This is a genomic window from Haloarcula argentinensis DSM 12282, from assembly GCA_000336895.1.
Lineage (GTDB): Archaea > Halobacteriota > Halobacteria > Halobacteriales > Haloarculaceae > Haloarcula > Haloarcula argentinensis.
In genome coordinates, this window is the sequence record AOLX01000027.1 from 49,652 (window position 1) to 62,880 (window position 13,229).

The following is a 13,229-nucleotide window of genomic DNA, read 5'->3' on the forward strand; positions in this document are numbered from 1 at the left end:
GTCTGTTGATTGCCCACACATATACGTCAGTGAGTAAGGGTCCCGATAGGCTTAAGTCAATGTACGGATTTGTACATCACAACACGAAAGAGTTCATTGGTGAATACAATGCAAGAGTATATTGAACGCGTCACTGACGGCGATGACCTGACACAGGACGAGGCTCGGGCCGTTGCGACGACTGTCTTCGAGGATGCGACCGAAGCACAGATCGGTTCGCTCCTGACGGCACTGCGGGCGAAAGGGGAGACGGAGGCTGAGATAGCCGGCTTTGCTGAGGGGATGCGCGACGCCGCACGGACCATCCGGCCCGACCGCGAGGGCCTTGTCGACACCTGCGGGACCGGTGGCGACGACTACAACACAATCAACGTCTCGACGACGAGTGCCATCGTCGCTGCTGGGGCTGGCGTCCCCATCGCCAAACACGGCAACTACTCTGTCTCTTCATCTTCGGGGAGCGCCGACGTGCTCGAACAAGTTGGCGTCGATATCGAGGCCGAACCACCGGACGTCGAGGAGACGATCGAGCGAGACGGCATCGGCTTCATGCTCGCGCCCGTGTTCCACCCGGCGATGAAGGCCGTTATCGGCCCGCGCAAGGAACTCGGGATGCGGACCGTCTTCAACATTCTCGGCCCGCTGACGAACCCTGCCGACGCGGACGCGCAGGTGCTGGGCGTCTACGACCCGGACCTCGTGCCCGTGATGGCAGAGGCGCTGGCTCGACTGGATGTCGAGCGCGCGCTGGTCGTCCACGGCGACGGCCTCGACGAGATCGCGGTCCACGGCGAGACGGTTGTCGCAGAAGTCACCGGCGACCGGATCGCAGAATACACCATCACCCCGGAGGACATGGGGCTCGAAACACGTGACATCGAGGCTATCTCCGGGGGATCGCCGGAAGAGAACGCCGCCGACCTTCACGGCATCGTCACGGGCGTCGTCACCGGCGCGAAGCGGGACATCATCCTCGCCAACGCCGGCGCGGCCATCTACGTCGCCGGCGTCGCCGACACGCACGAAGAGGGAGTCGAGCAAGCCCGGCAGGCTATCGAGTCGGGTGCGGCGGCCGACAAACTCGACGACCTGATCGGGGCATGACGCGCGTGAAAATCTGTGGCGTGACGGACAGTGCGGACCGCGATGCTGTCGTTACAGCGGGTGCCGACGCGGTCGGTGTCATTCATGGTGTCCCGGTCGACACGCCCCGAGAGGTCGACGAGGCCACCGCCGAGAGACTCACCGACGGCGTCCCACCGTTCGTGACGAGCGTGCTGGTGACGATGCCGACCACAGTCCAGGAGGCTGTCAGGCGTATCGACAGGATCGAACCCGACGCGGTGCAGGTCCACGACGGCCTCTCGCCAGCGGAAGTCGGGGCACTCGACAACCGAATCACTCAGGACATCGTCGCCGTGGTCGAGGCGGACGCGCCGGCGATCGAGGACTACGCTGCCCACGCCGATGCGCTGCTCGTGGACTCGGTCGACGCCGACGGCGGCGGCGGAACGGGCGAAACACACGACTGGGAGCGCACGCGGGATCTTGTGGATTCGCTTGACGTGCCCGTCGTGCTGGCCGGTGGTCTGACCCCCGAGAACGTGGCCGAGGCCGTCGAGACGGTAGAGCCGTTCGCCATCGACGTGGCGAGCGGCGTGGAATCGGCTGGCGGCACGAAAGACCACGACGCTGTCGAGCGGTTCGTCCAGAACGCCAAGCGAACGTCGGAGGGCGCGGTATGACCCTCGATATCTCTCGCGAGGAGTTCATCGAGCATGCCAAGGCGGACCGCCCGGTTGTCGTCCGCACCGCCGCCGAACTCGATGTCGATGTGGAGCCACTGACCGCGTACGCAGCGCTGACCGGTCGCACGAGCGACGTGGCTGCAAACGACTACACGTTCCTGCTAGAAAGCGCCGAGAAGGTCGCCTCCAGCGACCCCGACGGCGCGTTCGCGCCGGAGACGGACGACCGCCACGCCCGCTTCTCCTTCGTTGGCTACGACCCGCGCGCCGTCGTCACGGTGACCGGCGATGAGAGCGAGGTCGAGGCATTCGATGACCGCTACGCCGACCTCGTGACGACCGACGGCGGCGACGTGGTTGATGACCTCCGGGCGGCGATGCCAGACGTGGCGCTGCGGAACTTCCCGGCGATGGACCGCCAGCACCTCGAAGGCGGCCTCGTGGGCTTTCTCTCGTACGACGCCGTCTACGACCTCTGGCTCGACGAGGTCGGTCTGGATCGGCCCGACTCACGGTTCCCGGACGCGCAGTTCGTCCTCACCACGTCGACGGTCCGCTTTGACCACGTCGAGGACACTGTCTCGCTCGTGTTCACGCCCGTTGTCAGGCAAGGGGAGGACGCCGGCGAACGCTACGACGAATTAGTCGCCGAATCCGAACGGGTCGAAGACGTGCTCTCTGACCTGTCGCCGCTTTCGACCGGCGGCTTCCGCCGCGAAGACGAGATCGCTGGGCCGCAAGATGAGTACAAGGATGCCGTCGAGCGCGCCAAGGAGTATGTTCTCTCGGGCGACATCTACCAGGGCGTCATCTCGCGGACTCGCGAACTGCACGGCGAGGTGGACCCGCTGGGCTTCTACGAGGCGCTCAGAGAGGTGAACCCCTCGCCGTACATGTACCTGCTGGGCTACGACGACCTAACCATCGTCGGCGCGAGTCCGGAGACGCTCGTCTCCGTTGCGGGCGACCACGTTGTCTCGAACCCTATCGCGGGGACGTGCCCGCGCGGGAACTCCCCCGTCGAGGACCGCCGGCTCGCTGGCGAGATGCTCGCCGACGGGAAGGAGCGGGCCGAACACACCATGCTCGTGGACCTGGCGCGCAACGACGTGCGCCGCGTCGCCGAGGCCGGGAGTGTCCGGGTCCCGGAGTTCATGAACGTCCTCAAGTACAGCCACGTCCAGCACATCGAATCCACCGTGACGGGGCGGCTCGCCGAAGACAAGGACGCCTTCGACGCCGCTCGGGCGACGTTCCCGGCAGGGACCCTCTCCGGCGCGCCGAAGATCCGCGCGATGGAGATCATCGACGAACTCGAACGCTCGCCGCGTGGTCCCTACGGCGGGGGCGTCGGTTACTTCGACTGGGACGGCGACACCGACTTCGCCATCGTCATCCGCTCAGCGACGGTCGAAGACGAGGGCGACCGGGACCGCATCACCGTTCAGGCCGGGGCCGGTATCGTTGCGGATTCCGACCCCGAAAGCGAGTACGTCGAGACCGAGCAGAAGATGGACGGCGTGTTGACGGCGCTGGAAGAAATCGAAGGGGAACCGGTCGACGCGTCAGAGCGCGCTGATGGCCCCGAAGAGGTGACCCGATGAGCGCGTCACAGCCTGCTGGTGAAGACGCCGTCAGAGACGACCTCCGCGTGCTGTTCGTGGACAACTTCGACTCCTTTACCTACAACCTCGTCGAGTACGTTTCCGAACACGCCGAGACCGAGGTCGTCCGAAACACCGCAACGCTCGATGACGTTGAGGCGTTCGACCCTGACGCAATCATCCTCTCGCCGGGTCCGGGCCACCCGAAGAACGAACGGGACGTCGGTGTCACGCTCGACGTCCTCCGGGAGGTCAGCCCCGATGTGCCGACGCTGGGCGTCTGTCTCGGCCTCGAATCGGCGGTGTACGCCTACGGCGGCACCATCGGCCGCGCGCCGGAGCCGGTTCACGGCAAGGCGTTTCCCATCGACCACGACGAGCAGGGTGTCTTCGAGGGACTGGAACAGGGGTTCCAGGGCGGGCGCTACCACTCGCTCATCGCTGAGGACGTTCCCGAGGAGTTCGTCGTCAGCGCGACGACGGAGACCGAGGACGACACAGAACTGGTGATGGGCGTCCGCCACCGCGAGTACCCCATCGAAGCCGTACAGTTCCATCCCGAGTCAGTCCTGACCGCGGTCGGCCACGACGTGATCCGGAACTTCCTCGCCGGCCTCTAGATGACCTGAAAGCCCAGCATTCCGAGGAGCCAGAGGACAGCGACGGCGATGATAGCGATGATGACGAGCCGCCACGCCACTTTCATCACGAGCCGACCGACCAGTAGTACAACGGCGATAGCCAGCAAACCGACGAGTATCGCTGGCGGTGCGGGAAGCGTTCCGAGCTGGAGGAGTGGCAGCATAGTACTGATAGGAATGGCCACGGGGAAATACTTCGTGGCCAGCGGGGAGACTGTCCCGGCGTGGGCCCGCCGAACGACTCCGGGCTCACGCCGGCAAAGATTCAAACCGTCAGCTATGCTACGCGATACCATGAGCGTAGCCGGACTGTGTGAACTCTGTGAGCGCCCCGACGTGGATCACACCTGCGACAGGTGCGGGCGGCTCGTCTGTGACCGCCACTGGGACGAGGACACCGGAATGTGCGTCGAGTGTGGCGCGGAGGTCGGCCAGCCGGGCGACCGGACGTCGCCAGAGAATATGCCCGATGGTGTGGACACGTACCGTTTCTGAGTCACCGAAACTGGTTCAATCGCTGCTTGAGCTGTTTGGCCGACTGCCCAGCGGCCTTGAAGAACGCGTCACCGGAGTCATCGCGCCGCGTATCGGCGTCTTCGCCGGCAAAGATGATGCCTCGCGAGGAGTTGACGAGGCCGACACCGTCGGCGAGGCCGTGCTCGACAGCGGCCTCGGCGTCGCCGCCCTGCGCGCCGACGCCGGGGACGAGAAACGGGATGTCCGGAACCAGTTCGCGGATCTCTTCGAGTTCGTCGGGGTTTGTCGCACCGACGACGAGGCCGACATTGCCGTTCTGATTCCAGAGGTCAGCGAGGTGGACCACGCGCTCGTATAGTTTCTCGCCGGAGGCCAGTTCGAGGTCCTGGAGATCCTCACCGCCGGGGTTTGACGTGCGCCCGAGAACGAACACACCCCTGTCCGCGCGCTGGAGGAACGGCTCCAACGAGTCGCGGCCGAGGAAGGGGTTGACCGTGATGGCGTCGGCGGCGGGTCCCGCATCCTCGTCGAGAATCTGGGCGTACTGCCGTGCGGTGTTGCCGATGTCGCCCCGCTTTGCATCCAGCAGGACTGGTACGTCTTTCCCATGTGCGTAGGCGATTGTTTCTTCGAGGGCGCGCCAGCCGTCAGGGTCCTCATAGAAGGCGGCGTTGGGCTTGTAGCAGGCGGCGTGTTCATGGGTCGCGTCGATGATACGGCGATTGAACTGCCAGCGCGGGAGGTCGGCGTCCAGCACGCTGTCGGGGAGGCGGGCAGGGTCCGGGTCGAGGCCGACCGACACCACGCTGTCGGCGGTCGCGATGCGGTCCGCGAGACGGTCGAAGAAGTGCATAGATACCGCAGCGGCTGGCAGCGATACAAGCGTTTCCTTCTCGCATCGTGTCCTGCTTCGGTGGAATCAGATTTGATATTTTTGCCCCGGTCTATTTTACACCGCAGGTAGAAGCCCGCTCATGGACCATTTCATGGATGTCGGCCATGTGGCCGAGACCCTCCCGGACCTGAGCGAAGCCCTGGAAGACCCGCGGCTACGGCAGTTCGGGCTTGTCGGCGGCGTCGGACTCGTCGGCGTCGGTGCGCTGCTGTCGCTCGCGCCCGCGTCTGGGCAGTGGCTGTTCTGGTCGTACGCCGTCGCCGCGACGCTGGTGTTCATTGGCGTCCCGCTGCTGTGTCTCGGCCTCGCCGCTCCTGACCCGGAGCCCGGGTCGCTGTTCCATCTCGGCATCGAACTGACGACGACACAGCGCCGGGCCGTCGCGCTGGGCTCGCTCTGTATCACCGTGACGCCGATCGTCATCGCCATCGGAACGCCGCTCGGCCTCCCGACGCTGGTGCTTGCTATCGCTGCCGCGACAGCGGTACTCGGTTCCGTGCTCGTCCTCACCGGCTTCGTCGCGTGGACGTCCGCGGCTATCGCCGATCCGAGCCGTCACTGATTGCAGGTATTTCAGCCGGAGCCGCAGCCAACCGTTTCTTTCCGTCCGGAGAACTGTCCTACCCCGAGAGAGTCTCCTCCAGCACGTCGACCGCGGCTTTCACCGCCGCGCCGCTGTGAACGACAACAGTTGCCCCGTCGGTCGTGATATCGTCACGCTCCGGGACGGTTGCGGGCTCCTCGTTCAGGAGCAGGCGGGCCGTTTCCGGTGTCACCTCGACGACTGCCACTTCGGTGTCGTCAGCCGTCACGCGGTAGGCGAAGGCCCCCTCCGGCGTCGGGTCCACGTCCCTGTCCGCATCAACGACGGACACATCGGCAAGCGGCCCGCGCTGGAGACCGGTCAGTTCCGAGGCGAGCAACTGTCCGATCCGCCGGCCATCAGCAATCCTGTCTTTGACCATTAGAGGTCCTCCCGAACGTCAGCAGCGATGGCTTCGACACCGACACCTTCACTCCGCGCGTATACGACGGCCGCCGTCTCCAGTGTCACGCCGATGTCGGACTGGAGTGCGTTGATGCCGGCGACGGCAGTCTGTTTCTCGATGCCGGCCTCGACGACGGCGTCGAGTACCCGCTCGAACGTCGACCGTGACTGCAGGATCTCCTCACCTGGCGTGAAACCGTCCGGGATATCGGTGTGCGTGGCGTCGAAGGCCACGACGAGGTCGTCGTCGTCCCGTTCGACCAGTCCCTCGCTTGCGGCCACGTCGACCAGCGTCTTGGCCTGGTCGGGCGAGAACCAGTTCCGGTCCAGCGAGAGCGCGACAACGAACTCACTTTCCGCCATCCGGTCGGTTCCACGCTGACGGAACGGCGCGGCGACGGCCGTCTTCAGACTCATCGTCAGAGCAACCGGTCGGCGTGGGGGTAACGATTACGATGGCGAGTCGGCATCGAACGGTTCAAGTAGCCGCTGGGTCTTCCTTCCCGTATGAAAGACCAGGGACGCTCCCCTCGCAAGCGGACAGGCGGCCGCCGACGACCGAACCACAAGAAGAAGAAACACGAGCTCGGCAAGGATACCGTCGAGACGCAGGTCGGCGAGCAGCGACTGAAAACTGTCGACTCCCGCGGTAACACTCAGAAGGTCCGTGCGGTCAAGACCGACGTTGCGAGCATCGCCGACGGCGCGGAAACCATCGAAGCGACCATCGAGAACGTCGTCGAGAACCCGTCGAACCCGAACTACGCCCGGCGAAACATCATCACGAAAGGCGCAATCCTCGAAACCTCCGAGGGACAGGCCCGCGTGACCTCCCGTCCCGGGCAGCACGGCCAGGTCAACGCCGTGCTGGTCGAGTAATCCGGCACGCAATCAGCTTTTTCAGCTGTTCACGAATTCGGTCGACAGCGTCAGCTATGGCCGTGGGGCAGCCTTCTGGAGGGCGCTTTCGGCGATATTGCCGCCGTAGTCGGCGGTCCGGGACAGCGAGTCGACCACGCGGCCAAGTAGCTGTGCGCTCTGTGGGTCTAGCTCTCTGACTTTTCCGTCGACCTCGCGAGCGGTTTCGTCGACTTCGGGAATACGAGAGCGAGCCTCGTTTGCCAGTTCGACGGCTTCGTCGTTGTCGTCAGCTAACAGCGCATCCATCGCGGTTTCGGGGACAGCAATGGCCTCGGTTTCTAACTGGTCGAGAAGGTCGGCTGTTTCACCGGTGATTTCGTCGATCTCCTGTGAGAGGCCGGCGATCTTGGTTGCGTGGTCGGCGATACGTTCGAGTTGCCGGGCGCTAGACTGGTAATCGAACACAGTCTCGCGTGGGAAGCCGATCTCGTTGGCAGCCGTCGGATTGCGAAGGACGGTCCGGAACACACGCGAAACCATGTACCAGAGCCGGTCCACGTCGTCGTCGCGTTGTATCACGTCTTCGGCGAGATCGTTGTCATCCTCGATGAGCGCCTCGACAGCGTCGGAGAGCATCGTTAGCGACACCAGCCGCATACGCGTAATGGCGTTGAGAACGGAGAGTTCTGAGGAGTCAAGCAGGTCCTGCAGAACGACTCGGTCGGCCGTTTCCTCGATCATCTCTAAACCGACCAGTCCCTGGGTCGCATCGCGGATAATACGCCGCTGTTCGGCTGTTATCCGGGCGGCTTCCAGTCGGATGATATCGAAGCCGCTGACGTACATCGTCATCACTGCCCGCGTGAGTTCGTGTCTGTTTTCGAGGCCAGTCACGTCGAGCGTTCCCTCAACGTGGTCATCACCGTGCTGTGGCGAGACCAGTAACAGGTCGTCTTCGGCGTAAAACTCGACGATACTTCCGCTCTCGACGCCGTTCTCCGTCGCCCACTCCTTCGGTAGTGAGACAGTGTACGTGGACCCGCCCGTCAACTGCACTTTGCGCGTCTCCATAGTACTCTGAATACGCGCTGAGGATTTATAAAATATACTGTGACTATATATCAACGGTCGAAACTCTGACTTGCGCTGTCATGGAATCACGACCCATGATGCGGGCACTCAGCCAAGTGGTCTGCTGGCAATATCATCCCGACGATTGTTGGCCAGACCTGGTCTTAGTCGGCTTCAGACAGCTTTTACGCCGTCTTCGGCGTGTAACACGGTAGCGGCACATAATAATATATAGCAGTATATAGCGTTTATATCTGGATATAGGGATAATAGTAGGGTACTTATCCGCTCTGTAACTTCCATCAGGTGATGACAGATTCACCGAGCGGTGGTCTCTCTCGCCGTCGTTTTTTAACAAGTTCTGGTGCAATCGGGACACTGGCGCTGGCTGGTTGTGTCCAGAATACGAGCCGTGGCGACGGCAGTGGCTCCGATGGCAGTGGGTCTGACGGGAGCTCCGACGGGCTTTCGGGGCAGGTCATTATCAAGGGCAGCAGTACCGTGTTCCCAATCTCCGACGCGATGGCTGAGGAGTTCATGGCGGAACACGGAAACGTCAACGTCACCGTCGACTCCACGGGGAGCGGTGGCGGTTTCGAGAACTGGTTCTGTCCCGGCGACTCCGATATCAACGGGGCTTCCCGCCCCATCAGCGACGCCGAGATCGAGCAGTGTTCGGGCAACGACGTCGAGCCTGTCGAGTTCGAGATCGCGGGCGATGCCCTGACCGTCGCGGTCAACAACGACGCCGACTGGGTCGACTGCATAACCTTCGACGAGCTGCGCCAGATCTGGAGCGACGAAGCAGGCGTCACGAACTGGTCAGACGTACGCGACGAGTGGCCCGACATGGAGATCGAACGCTACGGCCCGGCGTCGACGTCCGGGACGTTCGACTACTTCAACGAGAACGTCGTCGGTGAAGACACTGAACACACGACCGAGTACCAACCGACCGAGGAGGACGAGACTATTGTCAAAGGGATCCGTGACAACGAGGGTGGGATGGGGTATTTCGGCTTCGCCTACTACAACTCCAACTCCGAGGCGGTGAAAGCCGTCGAAGTCAAGGCCGAGGAAGACGGCGAATGTACCGCCCCGAGCCTGGCAAACGCCAAGGACGGCTCGTACCCGCTGGCCCGGCCACTGTTCATTTATGCGGCCAAGTCAGCGCTTCAGCGAGAGGAAATGTACGAGTTCATCGAGTTCTACCTCGAGCAGGCCGAAACCAATATCGTACAAGATATCGGGTACGTGCCGTCGAGCGCCGAGCAGCGCGACGAGAACCTCGAAAAGCTGGACGAGGTCGCTGGCTAACACAGTATAGAATCGGCTTACTCACATGGATACATTATTGGAGACAACACAATGAGCACCGAGACGCCCAGGCCGGATATTACGTCCAGGCCGACCGGACGTGCAGCACGCGAGCGTATGTACCGATATGTCTTGCTCCTGTGTGCTGCCGCGTCGATTCTCGTCACCGTCAGCATCGTCGTGTTGCTCGCACGCGACGCGATTACATTCTTTACGCTGGTGAACCCGGTCGACTTCTTCACCGGAACGGAGTTCCTCATCAGTCGAAACGTCTACGGGTTGCTCCCGCTGTTGAGCGGCACACTGCTGGTGACGGTAATCTCTGCCGTCATCGCACTCCCGACGGGTGTCGCGGCCGCGGTCTATCTCAGCGAGTACGCTAGCGACCAGATGCGCTCAGTTCTGAAACCGGGTCTGGAAATTCTGGCCGGTATCCCGACAGTCGTCTACGGTATCTTCGCGCTCGTGTACGTGACGCCGTTCCTCCAGGCCATCGGGCTCCCGGTCAACACGTTCAACATCCTCAGCGCTTCCATCATGGTCGGTATCATGATTATCCCGATGGTTTCCAGTCTGAGCGAGGACGCAATGAGCTCCGTCCCGGACTCGCTACGACAGGCCGGCTACGGGATGGGTGCGACGAAGTTCGAGGTGACTACCGGCGTCGTCGTCCCCGCAGCGGCCTCGGGCATCTTCTCCTCGTTCATTCTTGCCCTGTCGCGGGCTATCGGCGAGACGATGATTGTCGTCGTCGCGGCCGGCAGCCGGCCACGGATGCTGAACCTCTCGGACCCGCTCGCGAACCTCTTCCAGGGGTATCAGCCGATGACGGCAGCAATGGTCCAGATCAACAGCGCCGACAGCGTCAGTCAACTGGGCTTTACCAGTCTCTTCGCTATCGGTCTAACGCTGTTCGTCATTACGTTCCTGTTGAACCTGCTGAGCAACCGAATCGCGGCGCGCTACCGGGAGGAGTACGAATGAACACTGGGGGACTGAACTGATGGCAACACGAGAACCTGAAACGGGCTGGCACGGGGAGAACAGCGACGTCAACCATCTGCGGGGGCGTGCCTTCGAGGCGACCTGTCTCGCGGCAACCGCGTTCGGACTCGTGTCCGTCATGCTTCTCCTGCTGTTCGTCGCCAACGACGCGTTTCGGCCCTTTTCGGCCGACGCGGGCTGGCTGGCGACCTACGCCGCTACCGTGGTGGTCCCGCTGGCCGCACTGGCCGTCTACTACTATCGACTCGACGAACCGGCCGGTGAGGTCGCATACGTCACCAGCGGACTCCCGGTTGTCGGACTCCTACTTACGGGCGGGTTTGCAGTGCTGTTCATCGAACTACTCTCCGTGCTCGAGTGGTTCGCACTGCTCATCTCGCTGGTCGTGGCCGGCGGCCTGATCGTCGCACACGGCCGACTGCGGCCGAAGGCCGCGCTCGAACGCCTCGCCGTGGTGCTCCTCGCCCCGATTATCACGGTGTTCGGGCTGCCACCCACCAGATTTAATTGGTTCGTCACCGACGCCGCCGCGGCGCTCGGCCTCGATTTCGGGCTGTACTATCGCGTAATAAGTCTCCGAGAAGCGATCCTGATGCTCCCGTTCGTGCCCACGGACTGGGTCATGCTACTCCTGACGCTCGTGCTCCCGATCGCCGGTGCCGCAGGCTGGTTCGTCGAACAGCGACGCGAGTCGCGACGTGACGGCCTGACCGTCGTCGGACTGACGACAGCAGTGGCGGTACTGGGCGTCGTCGCTGGGCCGCTACTCGGAATTGGGACTGACGTGTGGCTGCTCATAGTCACGTTCGCCGTACTCCCGCTTGGTGTCTACGTCGAAGGCGTGCTCCGTCGTGGCGAGGGCGTCCGCGGCCTCGCCTTCCCGGTCGTCGCCGTGCTGGGCGTGGTCGTCGGCGGCGTCGTCACCGGTGCACTTGGGTTCGCCGGACCGGACCCCTGGCTCGACTGGGGGTTCCTGACGAGCGCGACCTCCCGGACCGCCGCTGATGCCGGTATCTACCCTGCGATGGTCGGCTCAGTGATGATGATTATCGTGATCGTCCTGACTACTTTCCCGGTCGGTGTCGGGGCGGCGATTTACCTCGAGGAGTACGCCCCCTCACAAGGATTGATGGGCAAGTTCGTCACGCTCATCGAGATCAACATCGGGAACCTCGCCGGTGTCCCATCGGTCGTGTATGGCCTGCTCGGACTGGCGCTCTTCATCCGGGTGCTCCAGTGGCCCCAGGGGTCCATTATCGTCGCCGGCCTCGCCGTCGGCCTACTGATACTCCCGATCGTAATCATCTCGGCCCAGGAAGCGATCCGATCCGTTCCCGACTCGTTCCGACAGGCGTCCTACGGAATGGGAGCGACCCGCTGGCAGACGATCCGTCAGGTCGTTCTCCCCGAAGCACTCCCGGGGATTCTGACCGGAACGATACTGGCGCTGGGTCGGGCTATCGGCGAGACGGCCCCGCTGCTGATGATCGGGGCGGCGGCGTCGGTCCGGCTCGCGCCGAACAGCTTCTTCGACGTAGCGAGTATGATGCCCCGCCAGATTTTCTCGTGGTCGTCGGAACTGGACCCATCGTTCCGCCACGGCGTGCTGGCGGCCGGCGTGATTACACTGCTTGCGGTGTTGCTGGTGATGAACGCGACAGCGATTGTCATCCGGAACCGGTATCAGCGAACAGGATAATTCATGACAGAGAACGAGATGACGAGCAACGACAGTACCGAGCCCACACCGACTACTGAAACGGCCGCGTCGTCACCGGACCCGTCTGGCGACCCTCTCATCGAACAGTCGATTGACGTGGAAGGAACTGACGCGACTGCGGGTGAAACGGGGAAGCCAGTCATCGAGTCCAGTGACCTGAACGTGTTCTACGGCGAGACGCAGGCGCTCCAGAGCATCGATCTGGCCATCCCCGAGAAACAGGTGACAGCCATGATCGGCCCCTCCGGCTGTGGCAAGTCCACGTTCCTGCGGTGTATCAACCGCATGAACGATCTCATCGACGCGGCACGGGTCGAGGGGGATCTCTACTTCGAGGGGAAGAACGTCTACGATGCCGACGTGGACCCGGTGGCGCTGCGGCGACGCATTGGGATGGTGTTCCAGCATCCGAACCCCTTCCCAAAGAGCATCTACGACAACGTCGCCTACGGCCTCCGGATTCAGGACCAGACGGAGAACATCGACGAGAAGGTCGAAACGGCGCTCAAGCGCGCCGCACTGTGGGACGAAGTCAAAGACCAACTGGACAAGAGCGCACTCGACCTCTCAGGCGGCCAGCAACAGCGGCTCTGTATCGCCCGCGCCATCGCCGTCGACCCGGATGTCATTCTGATGGACGAGCCGGCGTCGGCGCTTGACCCGATCGCCACATCGAAGATCGAGGACCTCATCGAGGAACTGGCCGAGGAGTTCACTGTCGTTATCGTTACTCACAACATGCAGCAGGCGGCCCGCATCTCGGATAAGACCGCTGTCTTCCTCACCGGCGGCGAGCTCGTCGAGTTCGACGATACAGACAAGATCTTCGAGAACCCCGACAGCCAGCGCGTCGAGGACTACATCACCGGCAAGTTCGGATAGCTGTCTCTCGCAGCCGTTTT

General features: G+C 63.0%; 16 protein-coding genes. 11 read left to right on the top strand and 5 right to left on the bottom strand.

Features of this window, described 5'->3' with window-relative positions:
• The first annotated feature begins 108 nt into the window (after positions 1-108).
• The 4 genes from trpD to trpG are packed head-to-tail and all read left to right on the top strand — an operon-like array spanning position 109 to position 3,972.
• Entirely contained in the window at positions 109-1,104 is a 996-nt protein-coding gene (trpD, locus tag C443_RS18040) for an anthranilate phosphoribosyltransferase (RefSeq protein WP_005538176.1), read from the top strand.
• Positions 1,101-1,745, top strand: a complete 645-nt coding sequence (locus tag C443_RS18045) for a phosphoribosylanthranilate isomerase (protein ID WP_005538177.1) — start codon at positions 1,101-1,103, stop codon at positions 1,743-1,745. The genes trpD and C443_RS18045 overlap by 4 nt, the downstream gene beginning before the upstream one ends.
• Complete coding sequence (trpE, locus tag C443_RS18050; RefSeq protein ID WP_005538178.1) at positions 1,742-3,352, top strand: anthranilate synthase component I; 1,611 nt, start codon at positions 1,742-1,744, stop codon at positions 3,350-3,352. The genes C443_RS18045 and trpE overlap by 4 nt, the downstream gene beginning before the upstream one ends.
• Positions 3,349-3,972: an anthranilate synthase component II gene (gene trpG / locus C443_RS18055; protein ID WP_005538179.1), complete on the top strand. Its 624-nt coding sequence runs from the start codon at positions 3,349-3,351 to the stop codon at positions 3,970-3,972. Before trpE ends, trpG begins: the two co-directional genes overlap by 4 nt.
• Here the strand turns inward: trpG and C443_RS18060 are convergent.
• Positions 3,969-4,157, bottom strand: coding sequence for a hypothetical protein (locus tag C443_RS18060; protein WP_005538180.1), 189 nt, complete (start codon positions 4,155-4,157; stop codon positions 3,969-3,971). The two genes, trpG and C443_RS18060, sit on opposite strands and share 4 nt — an antisense overlap.
• A gap of 130 nt (positions 4,158-4,287) precedes the next feature.
• Here C443_RS18060 and C443_RS18065 point away from each other — a divergent pair, with 130 nt between their 5' ends.
• On the top strand, positions 4,288-4,488 hold the full coding sequence (locus C443_RS18065) for a hypothetical protein (protein ID WP_005538182.1): 201 nt from the start codon (positions 4,288-4,290) through the stop codon (positions 4,486-4,488).
• 1 nt (position 4,489) lies between these two features.
• On the opposite strand, the gene pyrF is transcribed toward C443_RS18065, so the two are convergent.
• Positions 4,490-5,323: an orotidine-5'-phosphate decarboxylase gene (gene pyrF / locus C443_RS18070; RefSeq protein WP_005538184.1), complete on the bottom strand. Its 834-nt coding sequence runs from the start codon at positions 5,321-5,323 to the stop codon at positions 4,490-4,492.
• Positions 5,324-5,444: 121 nt separating this feature from the next.
• On the opposite strand from pyrF, the gene C443_RS18075 reads away from it, so the two are divergent.
• A complete protein-coding gene (locus C443_RS18075; RefSeq protein ID WP_005538186.1) occupies positions 5,445-5,927 on the top strand; it encodes a hypothetical protein in 483 nt (160 codons plus the stop codon).
• A gap of 58 nt (positions 5,928-5,985) precedes the next feature.
• Here the strand turns inward: C443_RS18075 and C443_RS18080 are convergent, their stop codons facing one another.
• Both C443_RS18080 and C443_RS18085 read right to left on the bottom strand, forming a co-directional pair.
• Complete coding sequence (locus C443_RS18080) at positions 5,986-6,330, bottom strand: hypothetical protein (protein WP_005538187.1); 345 nt, start codon at positions 6,328-6,330, stop codon at positions 5,986-5,988.
• Entirely contained in the window at positions 6,330-6,770 is a 441-nt protein-coding gene (locus tag C443_RS18085) for a DUF2240 family protein (RefSeq protein WP_005538189.1), read from the bottom strand. Before C443_RS18085 ends, C443_RS18080 begins: the two co-directional genes overlap by 1 nt.
• A 90-nt stretch (positions 6,771-6,860) precedes the next feature.
• Between C443_RS18085 and C443_RS18090 the strand changes: the two genes are divergently transcribed.
• Positions 6,861-7,232 (top strand): 30S ribosomal protein S8e, encoded by a 372-nt coding sequence (locus C443_RS18090; RefSeq protein ID WP_004957203.1) that lies wholly within the window; start codon positions 6,861-6,863, stop codon positions 7,230-7,232.
• A 54-nt stretch (positions 7,233-7,286) separates the two neighbouring features.
• On the opposite strand, the gene C443_RS18095 is transcribed toward C443_RS18090, so the two are convergent.
• The gene (locus tag C443_RS18095) at positions 7,287-8,285 is read right to left on the bottom strand and encodes a phosphate uptake regulator PhoU (protein ID WP_005538194.1); all 999 of its coding nucleotides are present in this window, start codon (positions 8,283-8,285) and stop codon (positions 7,287-7,289) included.
• 309 nt (positions 8,286-8,594) lie between these two features.
• On the opposite strand from C443_RS18095, the gene C443_RS18100 reads away from it, so the two are divergent.
• The 4 genes from C443_RS18100 to pstB are packed head-to-tail and all read left to right on the top strand — an operon-like array spanning position 8,595 to position 13,209.
• Positions 8,595-9,602, top strand: a complete 1,008-nt coding sequence (locus C443_RS18100; RefSeq protein ID WP_049944134.1) for a PstS family phosphate ABC transporter substrate-binding protein — start codon at positions 8,595-8,597, stop codon at positions 9,600-9,602.
• Positions 9,603-9,653: 51 nt separating this feature from the next.
• On the top strand, positions 9,654-10,586 hold the full coding sequence (gene pstC, locus C443_RS18105) for a phosphate ABC transporter permease subunit PstC (RefSeq protein ID WP_049944135.1): 933 nt from the start codon (positions 9,654-9,656) through the stop codon (positions 10,584-10,586).
• Between the two features lie 19 nt (positions 10,587-10,605).
• Positions 10,606-12,306 carry a phosphate ABC transporter permease PstA gene (gene pstA, locus C443_RS18110; protein WP_005538199.1) on the top strand — a complete coding sequence of 567 codons (1,701 nt, stop codon included), beginning with the start codon at positions 10,606-10,608 and terminating at the stop codon, positions 12,304-12,306.
• 3 nt (positions 12,307-12,309) lie between these two features.
• A complete protein-coding gene (pstB, locus tag C443_RS18115; protein ID WP_005538201.1) occupies positions 12,310-13,209 on the top strand; it encodes a phosphate ABC transporter ATP-binding protein PstB in 900 nt (299 codons plus the stop codon).
• The last annotated feature ends 20 nt before the right edge of the window (positions 13,210-13,229 follow it).